Genomic DNA, 24,245 nt, shown 5'->3' with positions numbered 1-24,245 from the left:
GGCCCGCGAGCAATAAAAAGCCCCATGCCGAAGCATGGGGCTTTTCTACATCAGGACGCTCACAACGCAATCAGGCAGCGATTTCCACGCCCGAAGCCTGGGCACCCTTGGGGCCCGTGGTGACTTCGAACTTCACGCGCTGGCCTTCCTGCAGGCTACGGAAGCCCTTGGAGTTGATGGCCGAGAAATGGACGAACACGTCCTCCCCACCGTCCTCAGGCGCGATGAAACCGAAACCCTTGGCGTCGTTGAACCATTTGACCGTACCGAAACGCATTGCGTGAACCTCTGACTAGGACTGGATGCACCAAGGCTTTGCGCTGGACCGCCGTTTCCCCTTGGTCAGCCGCCCCTGGCACGGGCGAAAGTATCAACATGTTTATGGGCAAAGCGCAATATGCGGGTTTAATTTCGATGCCGGCCGATCGTATGGCCGCGGGGCGGCGGTAATAACCCCACCCTGCGAACGCATTGCCCTGAAGCCAAGCGCCAGGAAATACCTGATCAGGACAGCATCGCCTTGAGCAATACCGGGACCTGCGCCGTGGCGGCCGCCAGGTGGGCAAAGATTTCCTCGATGCTGATTTCGGCCTCTTCGCCGCAACCGGCGGCGAAGTTGGCGACCAGGGCCAGGCAGGCATAGTGGAGATCCAGTTCGCGCGCCAGGGCCGCTTCCGGCATCCCGGTCATGCCCACCAGGTCGCAACCGTCGCGCTTCATGCGTACGATCTCGGCGCGGGTCTCCAGCCGGGGACCCTGGGTGGCGCCGTAGCAGCCCCCGTCGATCACGGCGATACCCGCCTTCCCCGCGGCCGCCAGCAGCTCCTGGCGCAACGAGGCGGTATAGGGTTCGCTGAAGTCGATGTGCCTGACCTCGACACCCTCGCTGTCGCAGAAACTGGTGATGCGGCCATGGGTATAGTCGATCAGCTGGTCGGGCACCACCACGGTGCGCGGCCCCATGTCCGCCCGGATGCCGCCGACCGCGTTGACGCCGACCACGCGGCGCGCGCCGAGGGCGTGCAAGGCCCACAGGTTGGCGCGGTAGTTCACCCGGTGTGGCGCCAGGGTGTGGCTCTCGCCGTGGCGCGCCAGGAAGGCCAGCCGCTTGCCGGCGAAATCGCCCAGCACCACTTCGCCCGATGCCGGGCCGTAGGGGGTTTCCAGCGCACGCCGGCTGACGTTTTCCAGTCCGGGGAATCGGTACAGGCCGCTGCCGCCGATGACGGCCAGGTCGATGTTCGCTTCGGTCATGCCCGCTCCCGTGCTCATTCGGATTTCAGCGCATAGATCGCCGGCAGATTGCGGCCCTGCTCGTGGTAGTCCATGCCGTAACCGAACACGTAACGATCAGGCAGCTCCACGCCATTGAAGTCCGAGGCGATGCCGGCCACGCAGCGGTCGTGCAGCTTGCGGCAGAGGCTGGCGATCAGCACGCGACGGGCGCCGCGCTTCATGCAGTCGTCGCGCACCGCCTTGAGCGTGTGCCCCTCGTCCAGGATGTCGTCGACCAGCAGTACCGTGCGTCCGGCCAGCGCCGCCTGCGGCTCGCGCAGCCAGCACAGGTCGCTGCCGGCCGTGGCGCCGCGGTAGCGGGTGGCGTGCACGTAGTCGAATTCCAGGTCGGTGCGGATAGCCAGCGCCAGCTGCCCGGCGAACATCAGCGCGCCGTTCATCACGGTCAGGAACACCGCCCGCTCGCCGTCCAGGGCGGCGTCGATGCGCCGGCCCAGATCGGCGATCACGGTTTCCAGTTCGGCGCGCTCGAACAGCACCTCGGCATGGGCCAGCGCTTGCGCCAGCGGGGGGAGCGGAGTGCTCATGCGTTTTCTTCGGGTTCGTCGAGCGCGCCGATGCGCGCAATGAAGCGGTCGCGTTGCGGGTTGTCCAGGAGACCTGCCCAGGTCGCGCCGATGGCGCCGCGCAGCGGCGCGAGCCGTTCCATGGCCTCGTCGGAGCGCGGCGGCAGCGCGGCGATCGCCTCCTCCACCACGTCCGGGAAGCAAGCCAGCACCAGATCACAGCCGGCGGCCAGATGCGACTGCACGCGCGCGCGCACGCCTCCGGCGGCGCCCGCGGCCGCCATGCTGATGTCGTCGCTGATCACCACGCCGGAAAACCCCAACTCGCCGCGCAGGATGTCCTGGATCCACACCCGCGAGTAGCCCGCCGGCTGGGCGTCGACGTCCGGATAGATCACGTGCGCCATCATGACCGCCTCGGCGTGCGCCTCGATCGCCTCGGCGAACGGATGCATGTCGACCGCACGGATCACCTCCAGCGGACGCGGGTCGATCGCCTGTGCCTTGTGCGTATCGGCCGCCACCGAGCCGTGGCCGGGGAAATGCTTGAGCACCGCCGCCATGCCGCCCAGATGCATGCCGCGCACGTAGGCCTGGGCCAGTTCGCCGGCGATGGCCGGGTCGTCGTGGAAGGCGCGCGGGCCGATCGCGGCGCTACCGCGGGCCAGGTCCACCACGGGCGCGAAGCTGAAATCCACGCCGCAGGCACGCAGTTCACTCGCCATCACCCAGGCGTGCTCCTCGGCCAGGCGCACGGCGTTCTCCGGGTCGCGGGCATAGACCGCGCCGATCCTCGCGAGGGCCGGCAGCCGGGTGAAGCCGTCGCGGAAGCGCTGCACCGGGCCGCCTTCCTGGTCGACCGCCACCAGCAGTTGCTCGCCGCCCGCCTCGCGGATGGATTCGACCAGCGCCATCAGTTGTCCGCGGTCGGCATAGTTGCGCGCGAACAGGATCGCACCGGCTATGCCGGGCGCGGCCAGCCAGCCGCGCTCGCGCGGTTGGAGCTCGAGCCCGGCCAGGCCTATCAGCAACATGGGGGTTCTCCGTCGGCAGCGGCGCGTTCCGCGTCGGACCAGCGGGCGAACGGGTGCGCGACCAGGTTGACGTTGTAGTAGCGCGCCAGCGCGCTGACCTCGCGGCCGAGCCAGGCCGGACGCGGGAATGCGGCATCCGCGGCGGGAAGCTCGACCTCGGCGACCACCAGGCCGACGTTGTCGCCCAGGAATTCATCGACCTCGAACACGGTGCCTTCGACCTCGACGTAGTGGCGGATCTTCTCGAGCACGCCGTCGCAGAGGGAGGCCAGCATGGCTTGGGCATCCTCCAGCGGCACCGGATACTCGAATTCGGCGCGCTCGATGCCCAGCGTGGCGCTCTTGACGTTCAGCCACGCCCGCTCGCCCGCGCGCCGCACGCGCACCGAAGCGCGGGCCTGACCTTGGTGCAGCGCCCTGGCGCCGACCAGGTAGCCCTGCGCGATTCGCTCGCTGCGCACGATGGCCTGGCGCCAACGCTCGTCGGCCAACAGGAATTTGCGTTCGATCTCGGTGGCCATCGCAGCGCAAGCCCAAGGGGGTCGACAAGGATAGGCGCTGCGGCGCGTCATGGCGAGCAACCCGGCCTTCCTCGATGTTCGTTTCCGGTCCTTCACCCGCGACGCGGGGAAGATGACGACGGGCGGACGGAGCGCTCTTGGGCGCGATGGCGGGGCAAGCCAGCCGCTTGCCCTTACCCACGCCGTCCACGGCGCTCGCCCCGTCGGCGCCGGCTTCGCCACTTCGCCCCCTTGCGCCGGCAGGTCGGGCGCGTTCCATGGAACAAGGATCGGGCAATCAGCGCCGTTCGAACAGCGCGATGGATTCCACGTGTGCGGTGTGCGGGAACATGTCCATCACGCCGGCGGCGGCGAGCTTGAACCCATGGCGGTGCACCAGCAGGCCGGCGTCGCGCGCCAGCGAGGCCGGGTGGCAGGACACGTAGACGATGCGGTCGGTGCCCTTGCGCGGCAGGTAGTCCAGCACCTGTTCGGCGCCGGCACGCGGCGGATCGAGCAGGATCTTGTCCCAGGACGCGCGCGCCCAGGCGCTGCCGCGCTGGTCTTCGAACAGGTTGGCGACGTGGAAATGCGCGTTGGCGATGCCGTTGCGCCCGGCGTTGGCCCCAGCGCGTTCGACCAGCCCGTGCTCGCCTTCCACGCCGGCGACCTCGGCCACGCGGCGCGCGATCGGCAGGGTGAAATTGCCCAGGCCGCAGAACAGGTCGAGCACGCGGTCGGTCGGCTGCGGATCGAGCAGCTCCATGGTGCGGGCGAGCATGCGCCGGTTCATGCCGGCATTGACCTGCACGAAATCCAGCGGCTCGAATTCCAGCTCGACATCGGCCACGCTCTCGCCCGCCGGCAGCCGGAACGTCAGCCGCGGCTGCTCGGGCCACAGCGGATGCACGCTGCTGACGCCGCCCGGCTGCAGGTAGATCGCGAAGCCGTGCGCCTGGCCGAAGGCGACCAGCGCCTGCGTGTCGCGCTCGCTCAGCGGCGCGAGGTGGCGCACCACCAGGGCGATGGTGTCGTCGCCCGCGGCGAATTCGATCTGCGGGATGTCGTTCGCGCCGTCCAGGGCGCCGATCAGTTCGGCGAGCAGGCCGATCTTTTCCCCGAGCGCCGGATGCACGACGTCGCAGTGGGCGATGTCCGCCACGAAGCGCGGGTTGGATTCCTCGCGGAAGCCGACCAGCACGCGGCCCTTCTTCGCCACGGCGCGGACCGAAAGGCGCCCCTTGCGGCGATAGCCCCAGGGCGCGTCGCTGAGCGGTTCCAGCCAGCGCGTAGGCTCGACCTTGCCGATGCGCGCGAAATTGTCCGAGAGCACGCGCTGCTTGGCCTGGATCTGCGCCGGCGCGTCCAGGTGCTGCAGCGAGCAGCCGCCGCACTGGCCGAAGTGGGCGCAACGCGGCTCGACGCGGTGGGGCGAGCGCTCGAGCACCTCCAGCGTCTGCGCCTCGTCGAAGTTGCGATGGCGCTTGCGGATCCCTAGGCGGACCTGTTCGCCCAGCAGCGCACCGCTGACGAAGACGGTCTTGCCATCGATGCGGGTGACGCCGCGGCCATCATGGGCCAGGTCGGTAATGGTGGCTTCGAACTCTTTCATGGCACTCGTGAAAACACCTGCGCCCGGATCGGGCGACCCGGGCGCAGCATCGGCAAGGGAAGGACGGGCGTGGGCTACTTCTGCTTCCAGGCGCCCGAGGCGTCCTGATAATACCAGCCGGCGTGCGCGCGCTCGATCCAGCCCTTGGCGAAGGTATCGCGGATCCGCGGCTCCCACTCCGGGTGGCCGTTGGCTCGCGCGACCTCGCGGTACAGCGCATTGCGGTCGTTGTTCTCTTCGGCCACCGCCGCGGAAGCCTGCGCGCGCTGGCTCAGCGGAATCTTGCCGGCATCGTGCACGGCGACCAGCCCGTCGCGGGTAAAACCCACCGCACCGGCGTCGAGCAGCGCCCTGAGGGTGACGGCGAAGCGCGCCTGCATGCGTCCACGGATCGCCTCGGCCGCAGGCGTCTGCACACGGATGTCCGGCGTTTCGGCCGCCTGGGCGGCCGGCACCAGCAGGTCCAGCAGCATGGCCGAAGGCTGCGCGGGCGGCTGCGCCGGCTGCGCCGGCTGCGCGGGCTTGGCGTCCTTGGCCGGCGCGGCGCCCTGGTCGATCACGGTGCCGATGAAGCGGTCGGCGGCTTTCTGCGCGGCGGCCTCGGGGAAATACACGTTGATCGTGACGCAGCCGACCAGGGCGGCCGCCATCGCGATGAGCAGGGTGCAGGCGAGCTTGCGCATGGGGAACTCCCGTAGGTCAGCGAATTTGCGGCCCGCCACCTTCGGTGGCCGCCTTCAGTCGGTTCACCAGGGTCGGCCAATCGACCTCGTGCTGGTGGCCGATGACGTCGAGGTGCGGCAGGCCGCTGCCGTCGACGATAGTGTAACCGTCGCCGGTATTTTCCAGTCCGCTCATGTGACACACCGTGCCGGTGAGCGTGCAGTTGAGGCCGATCTGCTTGTAGCCGAAGGTCTTGAACAGCTTCAGCACCGCGCCCTGCAGGCCGGCGGCGATGCCGCCGCCGCCCACCGACGTGAGGTTGTTGACCGCGCGCTGGCTGATCCGCCCGCCCTGGTCGGCGAGCAGGCGCGCGTCGAACGCCACCGGCTTCCAGTCGACCAGGCGCAGGTTGTCGATGCTGCCCTGCAGCGGCCCGGTGATGCTGCCGAAGTCGAACACGCTGGTGATCGCGGCCAGGTCCAGCTGGCGCAGGCTGACGTCCGCGGCGAGCACTGGACTGGGCCCGAGCGGCTGCGCGAGTGCGAGCCGGGTGATGTCGACGAAGCCGTTGAACACGTTGACCGACAGGCCGCCGGTCAGCTCCACGGTGTCGTCCACCCAGCGCAGCGACGGGATCGCGCCACCCAGCGTGCCCGGGAACTGAGGCCAGCCCATCGCCTTGCTGAAGGCGGCCATGTCCACCCCGGTGACCGCCAGCGAGGTCTCCAGCCGCTGGCCCTTGGCGGCAGCCGGCCGCCAGTCCAGTTCGCCCACGCGCACCGCGCCACCGAACAGCGCCATCGCCAGCGGCTCGGCCAAGGCAAGCGCGCCGCCCTGGCTGCGCCATTGCGCCTGCGCCGGGCCGAACGGCAGGCGGTACAGCTGCAGCCCGCGCCAGCCCAGCACGGTGGCCGGGCGATCCGCTTGCGCCGACCAGTCCAGGCCGCCGTTGAGGTCGTCGATCGCCACGCGGCCGTCGGCGGCGGCCAGGCCCAGGTGGTCGGCGGTAAAGGCGAAACCGTGCGGGCCGTCGGCGCGCAGGTCGAGGTTGCCGCTCAGCGCACCGGTCGTGCGGACATCGTGCATGCCCAGCGTGTCCAGCCAGGCCGAGCCGTAGCGTTCGTAGGCGGCCGGGAAACGCGCCTGGAAGCGTTCCAGGCGCAGCTTGGCCAGGTTGCCCCTGGCGTCGAAGGCCAGCGCGCCGTCCAGCTGCAGCGCGTCAGGGTCGTTGACGCGCAGCCGGCCGATGTCCAGCGTGCCGCTGGCGGCGGTCGCCGCGACGTTCAGCTGGACCGGGTGTCCGGGCAGCTTCGCGTAGAGCGGACCGAGCAGCAGCTCGCCGCCGCGCAGCGTCGCATCCAGGGTCATCCGCGCCGGGCCGCCCTGCGTGTCGATGCCCAGCCGCCCGCTCCCGCTCACGCCCTGCCCGGCCAGCGTGCCCGCCGGCGTATCGAAGCCCACCCCCGCCAGTCCGAACTCGCCGGAGGACTGGATGCCGTCGTCATGCACGTCCAGCGCCAGTTCCGCGTCGATCCGGCCGCCGGTGGGCCGGCCCGACCACACCGTGCCCAGCAGCCCGGCCAGCCAGTTGGCCGGAAGGTTCTTGAGGGTGATCTGGGCGTGGCTGGTCTGGTCCAGCGGCATCCAGGCGCTGGCGCGCGCCTTCGCCTGGGTGAGGTCGGCCTGCAGCGTGTTGGCGCGGGCATCGACGACCAGGCGCACGTCCGCGTTGCCCAGGGCGTTGCCCGGCGCCCCGCGCAGCGCGAGGGTGCCGTCCAGCAGCCAGCGCATCTGCATGTCGCGCGAGAGCGATCCCTGCAGATCCAGCCCGACGCGACGCCAGCCCATCGACGGGACGTCCGCCCGCCCCGCGTGGAGCTTGAGCGACAAGCCGCCCTTGCCGTCCTCGCCGACGTGCAGGTTGACCTGCTGCAGCTCGACGCCGGGCACGGCGATCACCCTGGCGCTCAGCTCGACGTCCGCGCGGGCCGGCACGACCCACGCCGCGGCGAACAGCAGACCCATGCACAGCAGCAGGCGGCGGACAAAGGGGAGCATGTGCCATCATTTTGCCAAAGACAGCTGAACGACATGGATCGTGTCATGCCCACCGCCGCTCCCCTGCGCCATGCGCCCGCAGCGCGCCTTCCCCTTCCCTACGTGCTGGTGGCCGACGACGATGCGGCCAGCCGCCGTTTCCTCGGCGACGGCCTGCGCGCACTGGGCGCGCAGGTGCGCGAATGCGCCGACGGGCAGTTGGCGCTGGCGCAGGCGGCCATCGAAACCTTCGATCTGCTGCTGCTCGATTGCCGGATGCCGGGCGCCGGAGCGCGCGAGGTGCTCGTGGCGTTGCGCGCCGACGCCCAGGCCCGCTCGGCCGACGCGCTGGCGGTGGCCACCAGCGCCGAGCTCTCGCCCGAGGACCGTCGGCAACTGCTGGCCGCCGGCTTCAGCGACGTACTGCTCAAGCCCTGCCAGCTGGATGCGTTGCGTCCGCTGATCGCGCTGGCGCGCAGCAGCGGACGCCACGCGCCGCTGCTGGACGACGCGGCCGGACTCGCCAGCAGTGGCGACGCCGGCACCATGCAGGCCCTGCGCGGCCTGCTGCGTGAGGAGCTGGCCGCGCTGCTGCAGGAACTCGACCGCCTCTGCACCGAGCCGGCACGGCTGGTGGAGCGGCTGCATCGCCTGCGCTCGGCCTGCGGATTCTGCGGCGCGCCGGCCTTGTCGGCGCAAGCCATGCACCTGCAGCGCCAGGTCGAGGCCGACGGATCGGTCGCCCTGGGCGCGCAAGATCGGTTCCGACGAGCGCTGGCTGTGACCCTGGCGGCGCTCGATCGCTGAAGAAACTGGCGCTAGCGGCGCGACATCGCAGCGGCCAGCACGCGCCAGGCGTGCAACTCGCCGCCGCCCAGGTGAAAGCGGATCACTTCGCGCATCAGGCGGCGCAGCGCCGCCAGGCCGGCGGCGTCCGGGCACCGGTCCGCCGCCAGCGCCAGCAGGTGGGCGCCGCGCAGCGCCCTCGTCGCGCCTGCCGCGCAGGCGACCGCGCCATGTTCGACCTGGTAGCGGTACCAGCCTTCCGGCGCGAGCGGCTCGCCGTTGTCCGCCTCGTATTCCAGTTGCAGCGCATAGCCGATGGCGCCGAGCAGGTCGCGCTCGAACCGCCGCAGCTGCCAGGCGAGCGCGTCGGGCACGGCCAGCCGCGCGAGCGTGCGCGCATAGGCCTCGAACAGTTCCGGCTGCGGGTCCTGGCGGCCGGTCAGGCGCACCACCAGTTCATTGAGGTAGAGCCCCGCCAGGCCGGCGTCGCCAACCAGCCGCAGGGGCGCGCCGACAGGCTCGGCACCGCGCAGGGTCGCCAGCTCGCCCCGCACCAGCAGGTCCAGCGCCACCGGCTGGAACGGCTCGAGCTGGGCCCGCTGCAGCCGTGCGCGCTCGCGCCGCACGCCACGCGCGACCACGCCGAGGCGGCCATGGTCGCGTGTCAGGCATTCGAGCAGCAGCGAGGTCTCGCGGTAAGGCCGCGAATGCAGGACGTAGGCGGGCTGCTGGGAGAGGAGCATGGCGGGGAACGGGGAACGGGGAACGGGGAACGGGGAACGGGCTGATCTTCAACCAACCCGGTCAACGAAGCCAACTCGCCGGAAGGCTTCGCGTTCCCCGTTCCCCGTTCCCTATTCCCCGCTTCAATCCGTGTACCCCAGCTTCTTCAGCATCGCCTCGTCGTCCACCCAGCCCTCGCGCACCTTCACCCAGAGCTTGAGGAAGACCTTGCGCTCGAACAGCCGCTCCATGTGGCGGCGCGCGGCGCTGCCGATGGCCTTCAGCTGCGCGCCGCCCTGCCCGATCACGATCGCCTTCTGGCCGTCGCGCTCGACCCAGATCACCGCGTGGATTTCGGCCACGCCGTCGTCGCGGTCCGTGAATTGCTCGATCTCGACCGTGGTGGCGTAGGGCAGCTCCTGGTCCAGCCGCAGCATCAGCTGCTCGCGCACCATTTCCGCGGCGAGGAAGCGCTCGCTGCGGTCGGTGATCTCGTCCGGGCCGAACACCGGCGGACGCACCGGCAGGCGTTCGAGGATCGCCCGCTCCAGCTCCTTCAGCCCCTTCTGCTTGAGCGCGCTGACGTAGTGGATGTCCTCGAACTGGTGATGGGCGGTGAGCTCGGCGACGAACGGCAGCAGCGCGCCCTTGTCCTTGGCCAGGTCGACCTTGTTGATGGCGAGCAGGCGCGGCACGTTCTGCTCGACGAGCGCCGCGTAGAGCGCTTCGTCCTCGTCGGTCCAGCGGCCGGCCTCGATCAGCTGCACGGCAAGGTCCACTTCGGCCATCGCGGTGCGTGCGGCGCGGTTCAGGCTGCGGTTCATGGCGCGCTTGGCGCCGCGGTGCAGGCCGGGCGTGTCCACGTACATCACCTGGCCCGCCTCGCCGGTGGCGATGCCCAGGATGCGGTGGCGGGTCGTCTGCGGGCGCGGACTGACGATGGACAGGCGAAAACCGATCAGCGCATTGAGCAGGGTCGACTTGCCTACGTTGGGGCGGCCGACCAGCGCGACGGCGCCGCAACGGAAATCCTGATGCGGCAGATCGCCGGCTTCGATGGGGTCATTCATGGGGATGGAGCCTGGCTGGCGGGTAACGGAGCATGGCGCCGCCAGGCCCTCGGCGCCAGCGGCAGGGAATGAAGGGTTCAGGCGGGCGGCTGCAAGTCGTCCAGATAGGCGAGCACCATCTCGGCGGCTTCCTGTTCGGCCGCACGGCGGCTGGGACCGCTCGCATGGACCCGCAGCGGCGACGGCTCGGCGATGCTGCAGGCGACGTCGAAGATCTTCGCGTGGTCGTCGCCCTGGCTGCCGATCAGTTCGTAGAGCGGCAGCGGCAGGCCGCGTGCCTGCAGCCATTCCTGCAAGCGCGTCTTGGCATCCTTGGACGACCTGGGCAGGTCCGCCACGCGCTGGGTGAACAGGGAGCGGACGATGGCGCGGCAGCTCTGGAAGCCGCCATCGAGGTAGACCGCCGCTATCAACGCCTCGAAGGCGTCGGCAAGTATCGAATCGCGCCGATAGCCGCCGCTCTTGAGCTCACCCGGACCGAGCTTGAGCCGCTCGCCCAGTTCCAGCTCGCGCGCCAGCACCGCCAGCGCCTGTCCGTTGACCAGCTGCGCGCGCAGCCTGGAAAGCTCGCCCTCGCTGGCCCGCGGGTGCGCCTCGTAGAGCATCTCCGCGACGACCGCGCCGAGCAGCGCATCGCCGAGGAACTCCAGCCGCTCGTTGTTCGGCCGGCCCACGCTGCGGTGCGTGAGGGCCAGTTCGGCCAGCGCGGGATCGCGGAAACGGTAGTCCAGCTTCACGTGCGGTCAGAGCGCCACGTTGCCCCGCAGCGGCACGCTCTTGTCGAAGTGCAGCAGGAAATCGATGTTGTAGACGAACGGGATCTGCTTCTCGTAGCTCACGTGCAGCACGCTGGTGCCACTGGAGCGGTCGATGGTGATGTCCTGCGGACGGATGGTGGCGTCGTCCACGTACTGGAAGCCCATCTTGAACATCAGGTCGCGGCGGATGTCGTCCAGCGACTTGCCTTCCGTGCCGCTGGTGGCGATCTGGTTCATCGCCTTGGATACGCCCATGAACTCGGTGTAGGCCGGCACCAGCTTCATGGCCATGTAGCCGAAGAAGGCCACCACGGCCAGCACGACCAGGAACCCGATCAGGGTGATGCCCGCTTGCTTGCTCTTCATAGTCCCCTCGCTATGCCGCCCGGGCGGCTTGCCTCGCTCTGTGGGTGATTCTCGTGCACCGCGCCGGCGGCCGTCATGGGCGCCAAAGCGGCGCCCGTCACGTCCTGCCTCAGTGGATGATCTTGCCGATGCGGGGGAAGTCGATCCAGCCGTTGCCGGCGCCCTTCCAGCTCAGCCAGATCAGGAACGCCTTGCCGGCCAGGTTCTGCTCAGGCAGGCAGCCCCACCAGCGACTGTCGGTGCTGTTGTAGCGGTTGTCGCCCATCACGATGTAGCAACCGGCCGGGACCTTGGCTGGCACCTTGTCGTTGGGAATCGAGAACGGCATCGAATAGGCCGGCATGCGGGCGATCATGTGGTCGATGTTGCCCGCGCCGGTGGAGCGCGGCAGGTGCTCGGTCCACACGGTGGCGCCGTAGTCGCGCATCAGCCGCGATTCGTCTCCGTTGGGGCGTCCCTGGAACGGCCCGATCAGGTCGGCGGCGACGGGCTTGCCGTTGATGAGCAACTGGTCTCCGTGCGACTCGATGGTGTCGCCCGGCAGGCCGATCACCCGCTTGATCCAGTTCTGGTTGGGCACCGGCGCGTGCGGATCGGAGCAGCTGATGTCGCCGCTGCGCGTCCATTTCCCGTTGTCGTCCTGGCAGAGATAGCCCGGGAAGCGGAACACCACGACGTCGCCGCGCTTGGGTTCGCCCAGGCTGAGGAACTTGTCGTTGAACGCCGGCATGCGCAGGCCGTAGGCGAACTTGTTGACCAGGATGAAATCGCCCACGTCCAGGGTCGGCATCATCGAGCCGGAGGGAATCCGGAAGGGCTCGGCCACGAAGGAACGCAGCACCAGCACCACGAACACCACCGGGAACAGCGAGCGCGCCCAGTCCACCGGCGCCGGGTCGCGATAGGCCTCGCCGGCCGCATCCAGGCGCGCCTTGCGCTTCTTGTAGAGAAACAGCCGGTCCAGTCCCCACACCACGCCGAACAGCACGGTCAGGGCGAGCAGGATGGCCGAAAAATCGAATTCCATGCGGGGCTCCTATGGGAGCGGGAAACTAAGGAACGGGGAACGGGGAACGCGAGCCGTAGTGCGACCCGATCGTTCCCCGTTCCCCGTTCCCCGTTGCCCGCTTCACTATTTATCCACTTTCAGCACGGCAAGGAAGGCCTCCTGCGGAATTTCCACGCGGCCGACCTGCTTCATGCGCTTCTTGCCTTCCTTCTGCTTTTCCAGAAGCTTCTTCTTGCGGCTGACGTCGCCGCCGTAGCACTTGGCCAACACGTTCTTGCGCAGCGCCTTGACCGTGGAGCGGGCGATGATCTGCGCGCCGATGGCGGCCTGGATGGCCACGTCGAACTGCTGGCGCGGAATCAGGTCCTTCATGCGTTCGACCAGTTCGCGGCCGCGGCGGTCGGCATGGCTGCGGTGCACGATCAGGCTGAGCGCGTCCACGCGGTCGCCGTTGATCAGCACGTCCACGCGCACGAACGGGCCCGCCTCGAAGCGCTCGTGGTGGTAGTCCATCGAGGCGTAGCCGCGCGAGACCGACTTCAGGCGGTCGAAGAAGTCCAGCACCACCTCGGCCAGCGGCATTTCGTAGCTGATCTGCACCTGCGTGGCCAGGTACTGGATGGAGCGCTGCACGCCGCGCTTTTCCTCGCACAGGGTGATGATGTTGCCGATGTAGTCGGGGGGCGTGAGGATGTTCGCCAGGATGATCGGCTCGCGGATCTCATCGATCTGCGGCACCGGCGGCAGTTTGGCGGGATTGTCCAGCGCCAGCACCGAACCGTCGGTCTTGAGCACCTCGTAGACGACCGTCGGCGCCGTGGTGATGAGGTTCAGGTCGTACTCGCGCTCCAGCCGCTCCTGCACGATCTCCATGTGCAGCATGCCCAGGAAGCCGCAGCGGAAGCCGAAGCCCATCGCCTCGGAGGATTCCGGCTCGAAGAACAGCGCCGCGTCGTTCAGGCGCAGCTTGTCCAGCGCCTCGCGCATGGCCGGGTAGTCGTCGGCCGAGACGGGGAACAGGCCGGCGAACACGCGCGGCTGCATGGTCTGGAACCCGGGCAGCGGCTTCTCGGCGGGTTTGGCGGCCAAGGTCAGCGTGTCGCCGACCGGCGCGCCGTGCACGTCCTTGATCGAGGCATTGATCCAGCCCACCTCGCCGGCGCCGAGCTTGTCCAGCTTCTTGCGCTTGGGCGTGAACACGCCGACGTCGTCGACCTCGTGCACGCGGCCGGTGGACATCACCAGCAGCTTGTCACCGGGCCTGATCTCGCCCTGCATCACGCGCACCAGCGAGATCACGCCCAGATAGTTGTCGAACCACGAGTCGATGATCAGCGCCTGCAGGCGGTCGGTATCGCGTGGCTGGGGCGGCGGGATGCGCGCGACGATCGCCTCGAGCACCTCGGTGACGTTCTGCCCGGTCTTGGCGCTGATCGCCACCGCATCGGCGGCGTCGATGCCGATCACCGCCTCGATCTCGCCCTTGACCCTCTCCGGGTCGGCGGTGGGCAGGTCGATCTTGTTGAGCACCGGCACCACTTCCAGGCCCTGCTCCACCGCTGTGTAGCAGTTGGCGACCGATTGGGCCTCCACGCCCTGGGCGGCATCGACCACCAGCAGCGCGCCCTCGCAGGCGGCCAGCGAGCGGGAGACCTCGTAGGAGAAGTCCACGTGGCCAGGGGTGTCGATGAAGTTGAGCTGGTAGGTCTTGCCGTCGCGCGCCTTGTACGGCAGCGACACCGACTGCGCCTTGATGGTGATGCCGCGCTCGCGCTCGATCGGGTTGTTGTCGAGCACCTGCGCTTCCATCTCGCGTTCGCTCAAGCCTCCGCAGATCTGGATGATGCGGTCGGCCAAAGTCGACTTGCCGTGATCGATATGCGCGATGATGGAGAAGTTGCGGATCAGTTCCATGGAATACGCTGGTCAGGCTTTCGCAGGCTGCGCGCTGGCAGGCCGCGGACCGCCGGGATGGCGATACGAACCCGGTATTGTCGCATGGAATGGCAGCCCGACGACCGTCGGGCGAGCCTGCCTGCGGGGCTGCCCCGGAAACCTTCCCCCGCCACGCGGGGGAAGGCTCGCCGACCGGACGTGCGAGACAGCGGCTACTTCCCCGACGGCAACGTCAGTGCCACGAATTGTGTCTGGTCACCGCGCCGCACCAGCAACAGCACGGTATCGCCAGCCTTGAGGCCGCGGGTGGCCGCCTGGAACGCGGACACGCTGCCGATCGCCTGCTGGTTCACCCGCAGGATCACGTCGCCCGGCTGCAGGCCGGCGCGGGCCGCCACCGGGCCGGTCACGTCGCCGATGACCACGCCCTCGCCCGCCGGCAAGCCGAGCTGCTGGCGAGTGTCAGCATCCAGCTCGCGCACGGACAGGCCCAGGGCGGCCGAACCGGACTGGGCCGACGACTGGTCGCTGCCGCTCGATCCGCTCTTGCCGTGAGGCGCCTCGCCCACGGGCACCTGCAGCGTCTGCTTCCTGCCGTTGCGCAGGATCTCTACCGGCACCTTGGTGCCCGGCTTGGTCATGCCGACCAGCGGCGGCAGGTCGGCGGCCGAATCGATCGGCTGGCCGTTGTAGTTCAGGATGACGTCGCCTGGCTGGATGCCGGCCTTGGCCGCGCCGCTGCCATCCTGCACGTTGGTCACCGCCGCGCCCTGGCCGCGATCGAGCCCGAACGCCTTGACCATGTCGGGCGTCAATTGCTGCACGGTCACGCCGAGCTGGCCGCGGGTGACGTAGCCGTGCTCCTTGATCTGCTGCACGGCGTTCATCGCCACGTCGATCGGAATCGAGAACGACACCCCCAGGTAGCCGCCGGTATTGGAATAGATCTGCGAGTTGATGCCCACCACCTGGCCCTGCAGGTTGAACAGCGGGCCGCCGGAGTTGCCGCGGTTGATCGGCACGTCGGTCTGGATGAAAGAGGTGTAGGGCTGGTCGCCGGAACCCAGGTTGCGGCCGATCGCGCTGACGATGCCCTGGGTCACGGTGTAGTCCAGGCCGAAGGGCGAGCCGATCGCCAGCACCCACTGGCCCGGCCTGAGCGTACGCGAGTCGCCGACGGCGACCGCCGGCAGGCCCTTGGCGTCGACCTTGAGCAGCGCGATGTCGTAGTTCGGGTCGGTGCCGACTACCTTGGCGGTGAGCGTGCGGCGATCCTGCAGGCGGATGCTGACCGAATCGGCGCCGTCGACCACGTGGTTGTTGGTCAGGATGTAGCCGTCGCTGGAGAGGATGAAACCCGATCCCAGCGAGGTGTGCTCCTGCTCTTCGGGCGAGGGCATCATGGGCATGCCAAAGAAGCGCCGGAACAGGTCCAGTTGCGGATCGTCCGGCATGCCTGCCTGCATGCGCGGCTGGCGGCGCTGGCCGTTGTACTTGGCCTCCACGTGCACCACGGCCGGCGCATTCCTCTGCACGATGCCGGTGAAGTCGGGCAGGCTCGCGCCCATTGCGGCCGGCGCCGGCATCGACCTGGCGGCCGGAGCGTTCGCCTGTGCGTCCGGCGGCTGCGCCTGCGCACAGCCGGTGGCCACCAGGCCCATGAGCACGCAGCAGGCCAGGGTACGCAACGGAATTCGATTCATGGACATTCCTCCTTCATGGCAGCAATACGGGCGCGACCGTGCCAGGCCCGCAAGGCGGGCCGGCCGGAAGCTAGAGGGAAATGGGCCGCGGCAGGAGCAACGCGGACCGGGTCATCGGGCGCCGGCAGCCGCCTGGCGCTGGAAGCGGGCGGCGGCGGCCGCCTGCTGGGGATCGACCAGCAGCAGGTAGCCGTTCTGGTTGTCGAGCGAGCGTGCCGATTGCAGGCGGTAGGGTGACAGGCTGCGCGCATACGGCAACATCGCCGCCTCGCCGTAGCTCTCGCCCAAAGTGGCTGCAGCCTGCTGGCTGTAGCGCGATGCATTGTCGGCGCTGAGCCACGGCGGCACCGCGGCCGGCGCGGCGGGCTGGGATGGCAGCGCCATTCCGGCGGCCGGGCTGGTTTGCGCCACGCTCGCCGCGACATGGTCCTCGTCGCTCACCGGCCGGGCGATCATCAACGCAGCTACCGCGACGCCCGCAGCGATCGCGCCGCCGGCCGACCAGCGCAGCCAGTGCGGTGCACGGCGCGCGGCGCGGCCTGCCGCCTCCTGCGCGATCGCCCGTTCAACCCGTTCCACGAAGCCCGCCGATGCCACCGCCGGCAACTGCCGGCGCAGGCCATCGCGCGCCAGGTGATAGCGCGTCCATGCCTGCCGCAGTTCGCCGTCGTGCTCGAACCGACGAAGCAGGAAGCGCATTTCGTCGCGGGCGAGCTCGCCGTCGATGCCGGCGGAAAGGTCTTCACGTTGGGCTTGCGTCATGTCGAATGATCCTCGCGGTCCGACAATAGCGGCCGCAGTTGCTGATCGATCGCCTCGCGCGCACGGAAGATCCGCGAACGCACCGTGCCGATGGGGCAGCCCATCTTCTCGGCGATTTCCTCGTAGCTCAGTCCATCCACCTCGCGCAGCGTGATGGCGGTTCGGAGCTCCTCTGGCAGCGCTTGGACAGTGCCGAAGACGGTTTGTTCAATTTCCTGCCGCAGCAGCTCGCGCTCGGGCGTGGCGCTCTCCTGCATGCGGTCGGTGCCGGTGAGGAAAACCGCGTCTTCCGCCGCGATGTCGTCGGTCGGCGGCCGCCGGCCCATCGCCACCAGGTGGTTCTTCGCCGTGTTGACCGCGATCTTGTACATCCACGTATAGAACGCGCTGTCGCCGCGGAACGAGCCGATCGCGCGCCAGGCGCGCACGAACGCCTCCTGCGCCACGTCCTCGCACTCGGCGTAGTTGTTGACGTAGCGGGAGATCAAGCCGATCACCTTGTGCTGGTACTTGCGCACCAGCAGGTCGAAGGCGCGCCGGTCGCCGTTTTGGACACGCTCGACCAGCACGCTATCCAGTTCGTTTTCGCCCATCCGGGCCGTTCTCCTTAAGATCGTGATCGCTCGTGGCGCCAGCCGGATGGTAACGCGCCGCCTACAGACAAGCCGTGGCGGTGCAAGTTCACGCAGGTGTCACGGCCGGCCGGGCCGAACCGTCATGGGGCCGGCAGGCGTCCGGCTCAAGCCACGATGGCCTGGGGCTCGACCAGCAGGCGCTGGCGCTCGGCCAGCAGGCGCTCGAAGCTGGCGTGCGGCAACGGGCGGCAGAACAGATAACCCTGCAGCTCGTCGCAATGGTTGGCGCGCAGGAACTTCAGATGCTGCTCGATCTCCACGCCCTCGGCCACCACGCCGCGCTTGAGGCGGTGGGCCATCTCGATGGTGGCGCGCACGATCGCCTCGTCGTCCGGGTCGATGCCGATGTTGCGCACGAAGCTCTGGTCGATCTTGATGCGGTCGGCCGGCAGCTTGCGCAGGTAGTCCAGCGAAGCGGCGCCGGTGCCGAAGTCGTCGATGGCGATGCGGCAGCCCAGGCGGTGCAGGCCGTGCAGGTTCTCCACCAGGTTGGGCACCGCCTTGATGCTGATGCTCTCGGTGACCTCCAGCTCCAGCAGGCGCGGATCCAGGCCGGTTTCCTCCAGCGCGGCGGACACCGTCTCCAAGAGGTCCGGCTCCATCAGCTGCACGGCCGAAAGATTCACGCCCAGGCGCAGGCCGAGGCCGTACTTGTCCTCCCATTCGCACGCCTGGCGGCAAGCGGTGCGCAGCACCCAGGCGCCGAGCGAGACGATCAGGCCGGTCTCCTCCGCCAGCGGGATGAACACGCCCGGGCTGATCGGCCCGAGTTCCGGATGCTCCCAGCGCACCAGCGCTTCCATGCCGACGATGTCCTCGCTCTCGGCATCGACCTGCGGCTGGTAGAACACGCGCAGTTCCCCATTGCCCTCGGCATGGCGCAGGCGGGTCTTGAGCAGCACGTCGTGCTGCTGCGCCTGCTCGGGGCTGATCTCGTAGATGTGGAAGTTGTTGCGACCCTGCCGCTTGGCCGCGTACATCGCCTCGTCTGCGTGCTTGAGCAGGGTTTCGGCGTCGCTGGCGTCGTCGGGGAAGAAGCTCACGCCGATCGATGCGGTGACCTTGAGCGGCTCTTCCTCGTCGCTGAGCTTGAGCGGCGCCTCCATCACCTGCACGATCTTCTCGGCTACGCGCAGCACGTCGTCGTTCTTGATGATGTGGCGCAGTACCACGATGAACTCGTCACCGGCATAGCGCGCCACCGTGTCGGAAGCGCGCACGCTGGAACACAGGCGATGGGTGACCGTCTTGAGCACCTGGTCGCCGGCGGCGTGGCCGAGCGTGTCGTTGATGTCCTTGAAGCGGTCCAGGTCGACGAACAGCACCGCGAAGGTCTCGCCGGTGCGGTGCGCCTCGCGGATGATCGTGTCCAGGCGGTCGGCGAACAGGAGCCGGTTGGGCAAGCCGGTAAGCGCGTCGATGAGGCCTTCGGCGCGGCCCTGCTCGCGGGTCTGGCGCAGCTCCAGCGCATGGGCGAAGCGTGCCGCCGCGCAGCGCAGTACCGGTTCGACCAGGCTCACGTCGCCGAACGGCGTGCGGCTGCCGACCAGCAAGGCACCCAGCACGGCGCGCCGCTCGTCGAACAGCGGCAGCCCGGCGAAGCCGGATACGCCCAGCAGTTCCACCAGCGGATCGTCCGCGATCAACCGGCGCGCATCAACCGGATGCAGCACCGCCTTGCCGTCCAGCACCTGGCGCAACGCACCCTGCTGGGCGGGCGACGGCCAGGGCTGGTCGTCGCCACGCCACAGCTGGATCAGCAGCTGGGGCGAGGAGGCCCCCTCCTCCGGCCGCGCCGACCACAACGCCAGGTAGTCCAGCCCCAGTTCGTCGACCAGCAGGCGCGCGGCGACCTTCTGCGTGTCGATGCCGCTGGCCGAGGCGAACATGCGCGAAAGCAGGCTGAGCGCCGCCTCCGCGCGGACGTCGGCGCGGTCGCTGCGGAACATCAGCGCGATGGCTTCACCGCCGCCGTAGCGGATCCTGCGTGCACTGGCCTGGCCGGTATCGGCGCCGCGGCTGGAGCGCCGCTGGCAGGCGTACCAGCGCCGATCGGCCTGCTGCAGCACGTGTTCGGCGGCGATGCCCTCGAAAGCCAGCAATTCGCGCAGGCCGCGGCCGACCAGTTGCTCGATCTGCGTGTGGCTGTGCCGCGCTACGGCGGAACTGGTCTCCAGCACCCGCTCCGTCTGCGGGTCGACGATCAGCCACTCGCTCGCGTCCTCCTCGAACGCGAAGCGGTACTGGTCCGGCCCCGCTGGCGACGGCAACGAGGCCGGCGGCCGCGCACGACGCCAGCGGACGACCAGCTCCAACTCGACTTGCGAGGCGCACAGCCAGTCGGCGATCCCGTCGGGCAGTTCCGCCGGCTTGATCGTCGCGCCGTCGGCCAGAACCGCGATGATCGGCGCCTCGGCGCAGGCCGGGATGCGCCGCAATTGCTCGCAGCAGGTTCGCGCCTCGATGGCGTCGCCGTCGAAGGCCACCACCACCAGCGCCAGCGGCGGCCTTCCATCGAGCAGCAACTCGGCGTGCGGCACGCCGCGTGCGGTATGGATGCTGGGATGGCCGGCGCCATCCAGGGCGTCGAAGACGTTCCGGCGCAAGTCCCGCTGGGCGGCGACCACCAGGATGCCGGCGCTCACGCGGGCCTCGTCAGGCGACAAGCCAGCGGCCGTCGCGCAGGCGCGGCCGCAGCGGCGCGTCCGGCTGACCCTTCAGCGCGAAGGCCATGTCGCCCAGGTGGTCGACCAGCGCGGGCGAGGCATCCAGCAGCACGACCCGGCGCACGTGCCCCGCCGGCGGCTTGGCCAACTGGCGAAGCAGGGTGCTGTCCATCGCCGACAGCGGTGGCTCCAGCCCCATCAGGAGGTAAACGCCGAAATGCATGCTCTGCCGCATGTAGCGCAAGGCCGCGCCCAGACGCTGGCTGCCCGGCACGCGCGCATGGGCATCGACCAGGTTGCCCAGACCAAGGTCCGGCTGCCACAGGTACACGGCCTGCCCGCTGCGCCGCACGATCGCCCGGAACTGCTCGATCAGCGCCTGGCTGTCGCAGCCCTCGAGCAGGACCAATCCGGCCGGTGCGGCCAGGATGCGCTCGAAGATCTCGATGCCGGGCGGTGGCGGGGCGGAGGCCAGCAGGGGGTTCATCGGGCGTACGTTACGCAGTCCCGGGCGAAGCGCAATAGCGCCACGTCACCGTTCGGAAAAATGCCCGGCGGGCGGTGCCCGGTGATCAACTCGCATTCATCCGCACGCAGCGGTATGGTGCGGAACCCACCGGCTGGATTCGTTAAAGCCAATGTTCGAAGGATTGCGCTTCAATCACTGGAAGACGGGCGTAGACGACGGCGGCATCGTCACCCTTACGCTCGACCGCGCCGACAGCAGCGCCAACGCCCTGTCCCGGGCGGTACTGGACGAGCTGGAACAGATCGTCGAGCGGCTGGGGATCGAAAAGCCGGCCGGGGTGGTCATCCATTCGGGCAAGCCCTCGGGTTTCGCCGTCGGCGCCGACATCAAGGAATTCGTGCGCTACGCCGGGCAGGACAGCGTGCTGGAGAACATCCGCCACGGCCAGCAGGTGTTCGAGTCGCTGGCCCGGCTGCCCTGCCCGACCGTCGCCGCCGTGCATGGCGCCTGCATGGGCGGCGGCACGGAACTGATCCTGGCCTGCCGCCAGCGCATCGCGGCGGACGACGAAAACACCCGGATCGGCCTGCCCGAGGTGATGCTGGGCATCCACCCGGGCTGGGGCGGCACCGCCCGTCTGCCCCGGCTGATCGGCGCCACCGACGCCTTGACGGTGATGCTCACTGGCAAGGCGCTGTCGGCCCGGCGCGCGCTGGCGCTGGGCGTGGTCGACCGCCTGGCGCCGCCGGCCGAGCTGCTGGCCGAGGCGCGCGCCCTGCTGCGCCGGCCGCACGTCCGCCCGGTGGCGCGGAGGGCCAAGGCGTGGGCCACCAATTGGTGGCCGGTGCGCCAGATTCTGGCGCCGATGGTCGCCAAGCAGACCGCCGCGAAGGTGCGCAAGGAACACTACCCCGCCCCGTTCGCGCTGATCGACGTGTGGCAGCGCGGCGGCCCGAGCATGCAGCAACGGCTCAAGCTGGAAGCGCGTTCGGTGGCCAAGCTGGCGCAGACGTCCACCGCGCGCAATCTGATCCGCGTGTTCCTGCTGCAGGAGCGCCTGAAAGGCGCCGGCGGCGGCGTCGATTCCGGCATCCGCCGCGTACACGTGGTGGGCGCGGGCGTGATGGGCGGCGACATCGCTGCCTGGGCGGCCTACAAGGGTTACGAGGTAACCCTGCAGGACCGCGAGATGAAGTTCATCCAGCCCGCGCTGGACCGCGCCCGCGGCTTCTACGCGAAAAAGCTCAAGAGCCCGGACAAGGTCGATGCGGCGATGGCCCGCCTGCGCGCGGACGTCGAGGGCGCGGGAGCCGCCACGGCGGACCTCGCGATCGAGGCGATCTACGAGAACGCGCAGGCCAAGCGCGAGCTGTACGCGACGATCGAGCCGCAGTTCAAGGCGCAGGAGATCCTCGCCAGCAACACCTCCAGCATCCCGCTGGACGAGCTGCGCCAGGGCCTGGCGGCGCCGCAGCGCTTCCTCGGCCTGCACTTCTTCAACCCGGTGGCGCAGATGCCGCTGGTGGAAGTGGTGCGCCATGACCGGTTGGACCCTGCGATCGAGAAGCGCGCGCTGGCTTTCTGCAAGGCGCTGGGCAAGGTGCCGGTGGCGGTCAAGGGCACGCCAGGCTTCCTGGTCAACCGCATCCTGATGCCCTATCTGCTGGAGGCCTTGCGCCTGTACAGCGAAGGCGTGCCCGGCCCGGTGCTCGACCGCGAGGCGAAAAAATTCGGCATGCCGATGGGACCGATCGAACTGGCCGACACCGTCGGCCTGGACGTGTGCGCCTCGGTGGGCAAGGAACTGGCGCCTTTCCTGGGGCTGGAGTTGCCGCCCGGCATCGAGGACAAGCTCGAAGCCGGCAAGCGCGGCAAGAAGGACGGCCAGGGCCTGTACGTGTGGCAGGACGGCAAGCCGGTGAAGCCTGAGGTGGACCCGGACTACGCTACGCCGCCGGACATCCAGGACCGCATGATCCTGCCGATGGTCAACGAGGCGGTCGCCTGTCTGGCCGACGGCGTGGTGGACGACGCCGACCTGCTCGACGCGGGGGTGATCTTCGGCACCGGCTTCGCGCCGTTCCGTGGCGGCCCCATCCAATACATCCGCAGCGAGGGCGCCAGCGTCGTGCGGGCCCGCCTCGAGCAGCTGGCGCAGCGCCACGGGGAACGCTTCCTGCCCAAGCAGGGTTGGGATTCGCCGGCGCTCGCGTCGCCGGCCGCCTGATCGCGGGAAGCCCGCGGGCTGCGAGGCCTTGCCCTGCCGCCCCTCACAAGCCTCGGGTCGGGCTAATCGCGCATCACCACATCAGATCGTCCGGCACGCCGTCGTCATCGGCCGCGGCCTGCGGATCGACCAGCAACGCAAGCAGGTGCGCATCGATGGCTCGCACCTGCTCGGCGATCGCCTGGCCGACCACCAGGTAGCGGCCGTTCTGCTGCACGATGCCCAACCTGCCCTCGTTCAGCGCCGCCAGTTGCTCGGCATCGACGTGGACCCGGCGGATCTTGCCGCCGTACTCGAAATGCCGCACCTGGTCGGCCTCGGCCTTGTTGAGTGCCTGGCCTTCGAGCAGCTTCTGGATCTTCGCCTTGCGCTCGCGCTTGATGCGCGCCAGTTCGGCGGCCTCCTGCTCGGCGCGCTTGCGCTCGCTGGCCTCGGCCTGCGCGCGGATCGCGTAGGCCTTGGCCAGATCCATTTCGCTGCTGTCCCGGCGCGCTGGCGACGCGTGTGGCCTGGCCTTGCCTTGCGGCGGACGGGCGCCGCGGAACGGCTGCGGGGGCTTGGGACGCTGTTCCTCGCGCACCTGCTTGACGATGCCGCTCTTGAGCAGCTGATCACGGAGGGAGTCGGCCATGATCGATCTTCCGGTCGATTGCATTGACAGCCGGCACGCGAGCGGCCGGCAACGAGAACATCAATAATGCGGCGGCGGCGGCTCGCTGTGCGGGTCGCTGCCCTGCGCCGTGCGCAACGAAGCCAGTTCGGCGCGAAGATCGTGCAACACGCGCTCGAGCGCAACCAGCCGCATCGCCTGTTCGGCGTCGGCCGCGGCCAGCGCGCTCACCGTGTCGTCGAGGAAGGTGAGGCGAACCTCCAGTTCCTCCAGGCGGCGGTTCAATTCGGACATGGACAAGTCGGGCATGGGCAGATCAGACACGAGCCGTCCTCAGCGAGCGCCCGCGCCCGATCCCGTAGTAGGCCAGTCCCGCCTCCTCCACCTGCGCCGGGTCGTACAGGTTGCGCCCGTCGAACACCGCCGGTTCCTTCAGCGTGCTGCGGATGCGCGCCAGGTCCGGCGCACGGAACGCCTTCCACTCGGTCACGATCGCCAGCACGTCGGCTCCTTCCAGGGCTTCGTAGGCGTCCTCGCACAGGGTGAGGTCCGCCCGCTCGCCGTAGATGCGGCGGGTTTCGTTGCGCGCCTCCGGATCGAACGCGCGCACCCGGGCGCCCGCCGCCCACAGCTGCTCCATCAGCCGCCGGCTGGACGCCTCGCGCATGTCGTCGGTGTTGGGCTTGAACGCCAGGCCCCACAGGGCGACCGTCTTGCCCTGCAGCTGCCCGCCGTAGTGCCGCTCGATCAGCTCGAACAGCTTGCCCTTCTGCGCGTGGTTGACCGCCTCCACCGCGCCCAGCAGCCGGGCCGGGTAGTCCACCGTGCGCGCGGTGCGCTCCAGCGCCTGCACGTCCTTGGGAAAGCACGAGCCGCCGTAGCCGGCACCGGGATAGATGAAGTGGTAGCCGATGCGC

At 69.3% G+C, this 24,245-nt stretch carries 24 protein-coding genes; 2 read left to right on the top strand and 22 right to left on the bottom strand.

Going from position 1 to position 24,245, the window contains the following annotated elements; all coding sequences use genetic code 11:
• Positions 1-70: 70 nt before the first annotated feature.
• From VGU03_RS00795 to VGU03_RS00760, 8 genes are all read right to left on the bottom strand, one after another.
• Positions 71-277 (bottom strand): cold-shock protein, encoded by a 207-nt coding sequence (locus VGU03_RS00795; protein ID WP_036117760.1) that lies wholly within the window; start codon positions 275-277, stop codon positions 71-73.
• Between the two features lie 227 nt (positions 278-504).
• Positions 505-1,254 (bottom strand): S-methyl-5'-thioinosine phosphorylase, encoded by a 750-nt coding sequence (locus tag VGU03_RS00790; RefSeq protein ID WP_327477805.1) that lies wholly within the window; start codon positions 1,252-1,254, stop codon positions 505-507.
• 14 nt (positions 1,255-1,268) lie between these two features.
• A complete protein-coding gene (locus VGU03_RS00785; protein WP_327477804.1) occupies positions 1,269-1,823 on the bottom strand; it encodes a hypoxanthine-guanine phosphoribosyltransferase in 555 nt (184 codons plus the stop codon).
• Positions 1,820-2,836 (bottom strand): beta-N-acetylhexosaminidase, encoded by a 1,017-nt coding sequence (nagZ, locus tag VGU03_RS00780; protein ID WP_327477803.1) that lies wholly within the window; start codon positions 2,834-2,836, stop codon positions 1,820-1,822. The genes VGU03_RS00785 and nagZ overlap by 4 nt, the downstream gene beginning before the upstream one ends.
• Entirely contained in the window at positions 2,827-3,357 is a 531-nt protein-coding gene (locus VGU03_RS00775) for a CYTH domain-containing protein (protein WP_327477802.1), read from the bottom strand. Before VGU03_RS00775 ends, nagZ begins: the two co-directional genes overlap by 10 nt.
• Before the next feature lie 277 nt (positions 3,358-3,634).
• On the bottom strand, positions 3,635-4,948 hold the full coding sequence (gene rlmD / locus VGU03_RS00770) for a 23S rRNA (uracil(1939)-C(5))-methyltransferase RlmD (protein ID WP_327477801.1): 1,314 nt from the start codon (positions 4,946-4,948) through the stop codon (positions 3,635-3,637).
• Positions 4,949-5,022: 74 nt separating this feature from the next.
• Complete coding sequence (locus VGU03_RS00765) at positions 5,023-5,631, bottom strand: YdbL family protein (RefSeq protein WP_327477799.1); 609 nt, start codon at positions 5,629-5,631, stop codon at positions 5,023-5,025.
• Between the two features lie 16 nt (positions 5,632-5,647).
• Positions 5,648-7,669, bottom strand: coding sequence for a hypothetical protein (locus VGU03_RS00760; protein WP_327477798.1), 2,022 nt, complete (start codon positions 7,667-7,669; stop codon positions 5,648-5,650).
• A 45-nt stretch (positions 7,670-7,714) separates the two neighbouring features.
• Here VGU03_RS00760 and VGU03_RS00755 point away from each other — a divergent pair, with 45 nt between their 5' ends.
• Positions 7,715-8,455: a response regulator gene (locus VGU03_RS00755; RefSeq protein ID WP_327477797.1), complete on the top strand. Its 741-nt coding sequence runs from the start codon at positions 7,715-7,717 to the stop codon at positions 8,453-8,455.
• An 11-nt stretch (positions 8,456-8,466) separates the two neighbouring features.
• Here VGU03_RS00755 and recO read toward each other — a convergent pair whose 3' ends face one another.
• The 11 genes from recO to VGU03_RS00700 all read right to left on the bottom strand — a co-directional run bounded on the left by recO (position 8,467) and on the right by VGU03_RS00700 (position 20,509).
• Positions 8,467-9,177, bottom strand: a complete 711-nt coding sequence (gene recO, locus VGU03_RS00750; protein WP_327477796.1) for a DNA repair protein RecO — start codon at positions 9,175-9,177, stop codon at positions 8,467-8,469.
• Positions 9,178-9,300: 123 nt separating this feature from the next.
• The gene (gene era / locus VGU03_RS00745) at positions 9,301-10,227 is read right to left on the bottom strand and encodes a GTPase Era (RefSeq protein ID WP_327477795.1); all 927 of its coding nucleotides are present in this window, start codon (positions 10,225-10,227) and stop codon (positions 9,301-9,303) included.
• Between the two features lie 77 nt (positions 10,228-10,304).
• A complete protein-coding gene (rnc, locus tag VGU03_RS00740; RefSeq protein WP_327477794.1) occupies positions 10,305-10,964 on the bottom strand; it encodes a ribonuclease III in 660 nt (219 codons plus the stop codon).
• Positions 10,965-10,970: 6 nt separating this feature from the next.
• A complete protein-coding gene (locus VGU03_RS00735; RefSeq protein ID WP_327477793.1) occupies positions 10,971-11,351 on the bottom strand; it encodes a DUF4845 domain-containing protein in 381 nt (126 codons plus the stop codon).
• Positions 11,352-11,460: 109 nt separating this feature from the next.
• Positions 11,461-12,378 carry a signal peptidase I gene (lepB, locus tag VGU03_RS00730; RefSeq protein WP_327477791.1) on the bottom strand — a complete coding sequence of 306 codons (918 nt, stop codon included), beginning with the start codon at positions 12,376-12,378 and terminating at the stop codon, positions 11,461-11,463.
• Between the two features lie 105 nt (positions 12,379-12,483).
• On the bottom strand, positions 12,484-14,274 hold the full coding sequence (gene lepA, locus VGU03_RS00725) for a translation elongation factor 4 (RefSeq protein ID WP_327477789.1): 1,791 nt from the start codon (positions 14,272-14,274) through the stop codon (positions 12,484-12,486).
• A gap of 194 nt (positions 14,275-14,468) precedes the next feature.
• The gene (locus tag VGU03_RS00720; RefSeq protein ID WP_327477788.1) at positions 14,469-15,959 is read right to left on the bottom strand and encodes a DegQ family serine endoprotease; all 1,491 of its coding nucleotides are present in this window, start codon (positions 15,957-15,959) and stop codon (positions 14,469-14,471) included.
• A 111-nt stretch (positions 15,960-16,070) separates the two neighbouring features.
• The gene (locus VGU03_RS00715; protein ID WP_327477787.1) at positions 16,071-16,721 is read right to left on the bottom strand and encodes a sigma-E factor negative regulatory protein; all 651 of its coding nucleotides are present in this window, start codon (positions 16,719-16,721) and stop codon (positions 16,071-16,073) included.
• Complete coding sequence (gene rpoE / locus VGU03_RS00710) at positions 16,718-17,314, bottom strand: RNA polymerase sigma factor RpoE (RefSeq protein ID WP_327477786.1); 597 nt, start codon at positions 17,312-17,314, stop codon at positions 16,718-16,720. The genes VGU03_RS00715 and rpoE overlap by 4 nt, the downstream gene beginning before the upstream one ends.
• A gap of 146 nt (positions 17,315-17,460) precedes the next feature.
• Complete coding sequence (locus VGU03_RS00705) at positions 17,461-20,001, bottom strand: putative bifunctional diguanylate cyclase/phosphodiesterase (RefSeq protein WP_327477785.1); 2,541 nt, start codon at positions 19,999-20,001, stop codon at positions 17,461-17,463.
• A gap of 10 nt (positions 20,002-20,011) precedes the next feature.
• On the bottom strand, positions 20,012-20,509 hold the full coding sequence (locus tag VGU03_RS00700) for a hypothetical protein (RefSeq protein ID WP_327477784.1): 498 nt from the start codon (positions 20,507-20,509) through the stop codon (positions 20,012-20,014).
• 151 nt (positions 20,510-20,660) lie between these two features.
• Between VGU03_RS00700 and VGU03_RS00695 the strand changes: the two genes are divergently transcribed.
• On the top strand, positions 20,661-22,718 hold the full coding sequence (locus tag VGU03_RS00695; RefSeq protein ID WP_327477783.1) for a 3-hydroxyacyl-CoA dehydrogenase NAD-binding domain-containing protein: 2,058 nt from the start codon (positions 20,661-20,663) through the stop codon (positions 22,716-22,718).
• Positions 22,719-22,791: 73 nt separating this feature from the next.
• On the opposite strand, the gene VGU03_RS00690 is transcribed toward VGU03_RS00695, so the two are convergent.
• The 3 genes from VGU03_RS00690 to VGU03_RS00680 all read right to left on the bottom strand — a co-directional run.
• Positions 22,792-23,349 (bottom strand): DUF2058 domain-containing protein, encoded by a 558-nt coding sequence (locus VGU03_RS00690; RefSeq protein ID WP_327477781.1) that lies wholly within the window; start codon positions 23,347-23,349, stop codon positions 22,792-22,794.
• 60 nt (positions 23,350-23,409) lie between these two features.
• Entirely contained in the window at positions 23,410-23,637 is a 228-nt protein-coding gene (locus VGU03_RS00685) for a SlyX family protein (RefSeq protein WP_327477779.1), read from the bottom strand.
• A 7-nt stretch (positions 23,638-23,644) separates the two neighbouring features.
• Positions 23,645-24,245 (bottom strand): UDP binding domain-containing protein (locus VGU03_RS00680; RefSeq protein ID WP_327477778.1); only part of this gene is annotated, 601 nt, incomplete at its 5' end.

The organism is Frateuria sp. (genome assembly GCF_035944355.1).
In the GTDB taxonomy this organism is placed as follows: Bacteria; Pseudomonadota; Gammaproteobacteria; order Xanthomonadales; family Rhodanobacteraceae; genus Frateuria_A.
Note: the sequence above shows the minus strand (reverse complement) of the source record. Positions and strands in the feature narration are given on the sequence as shown.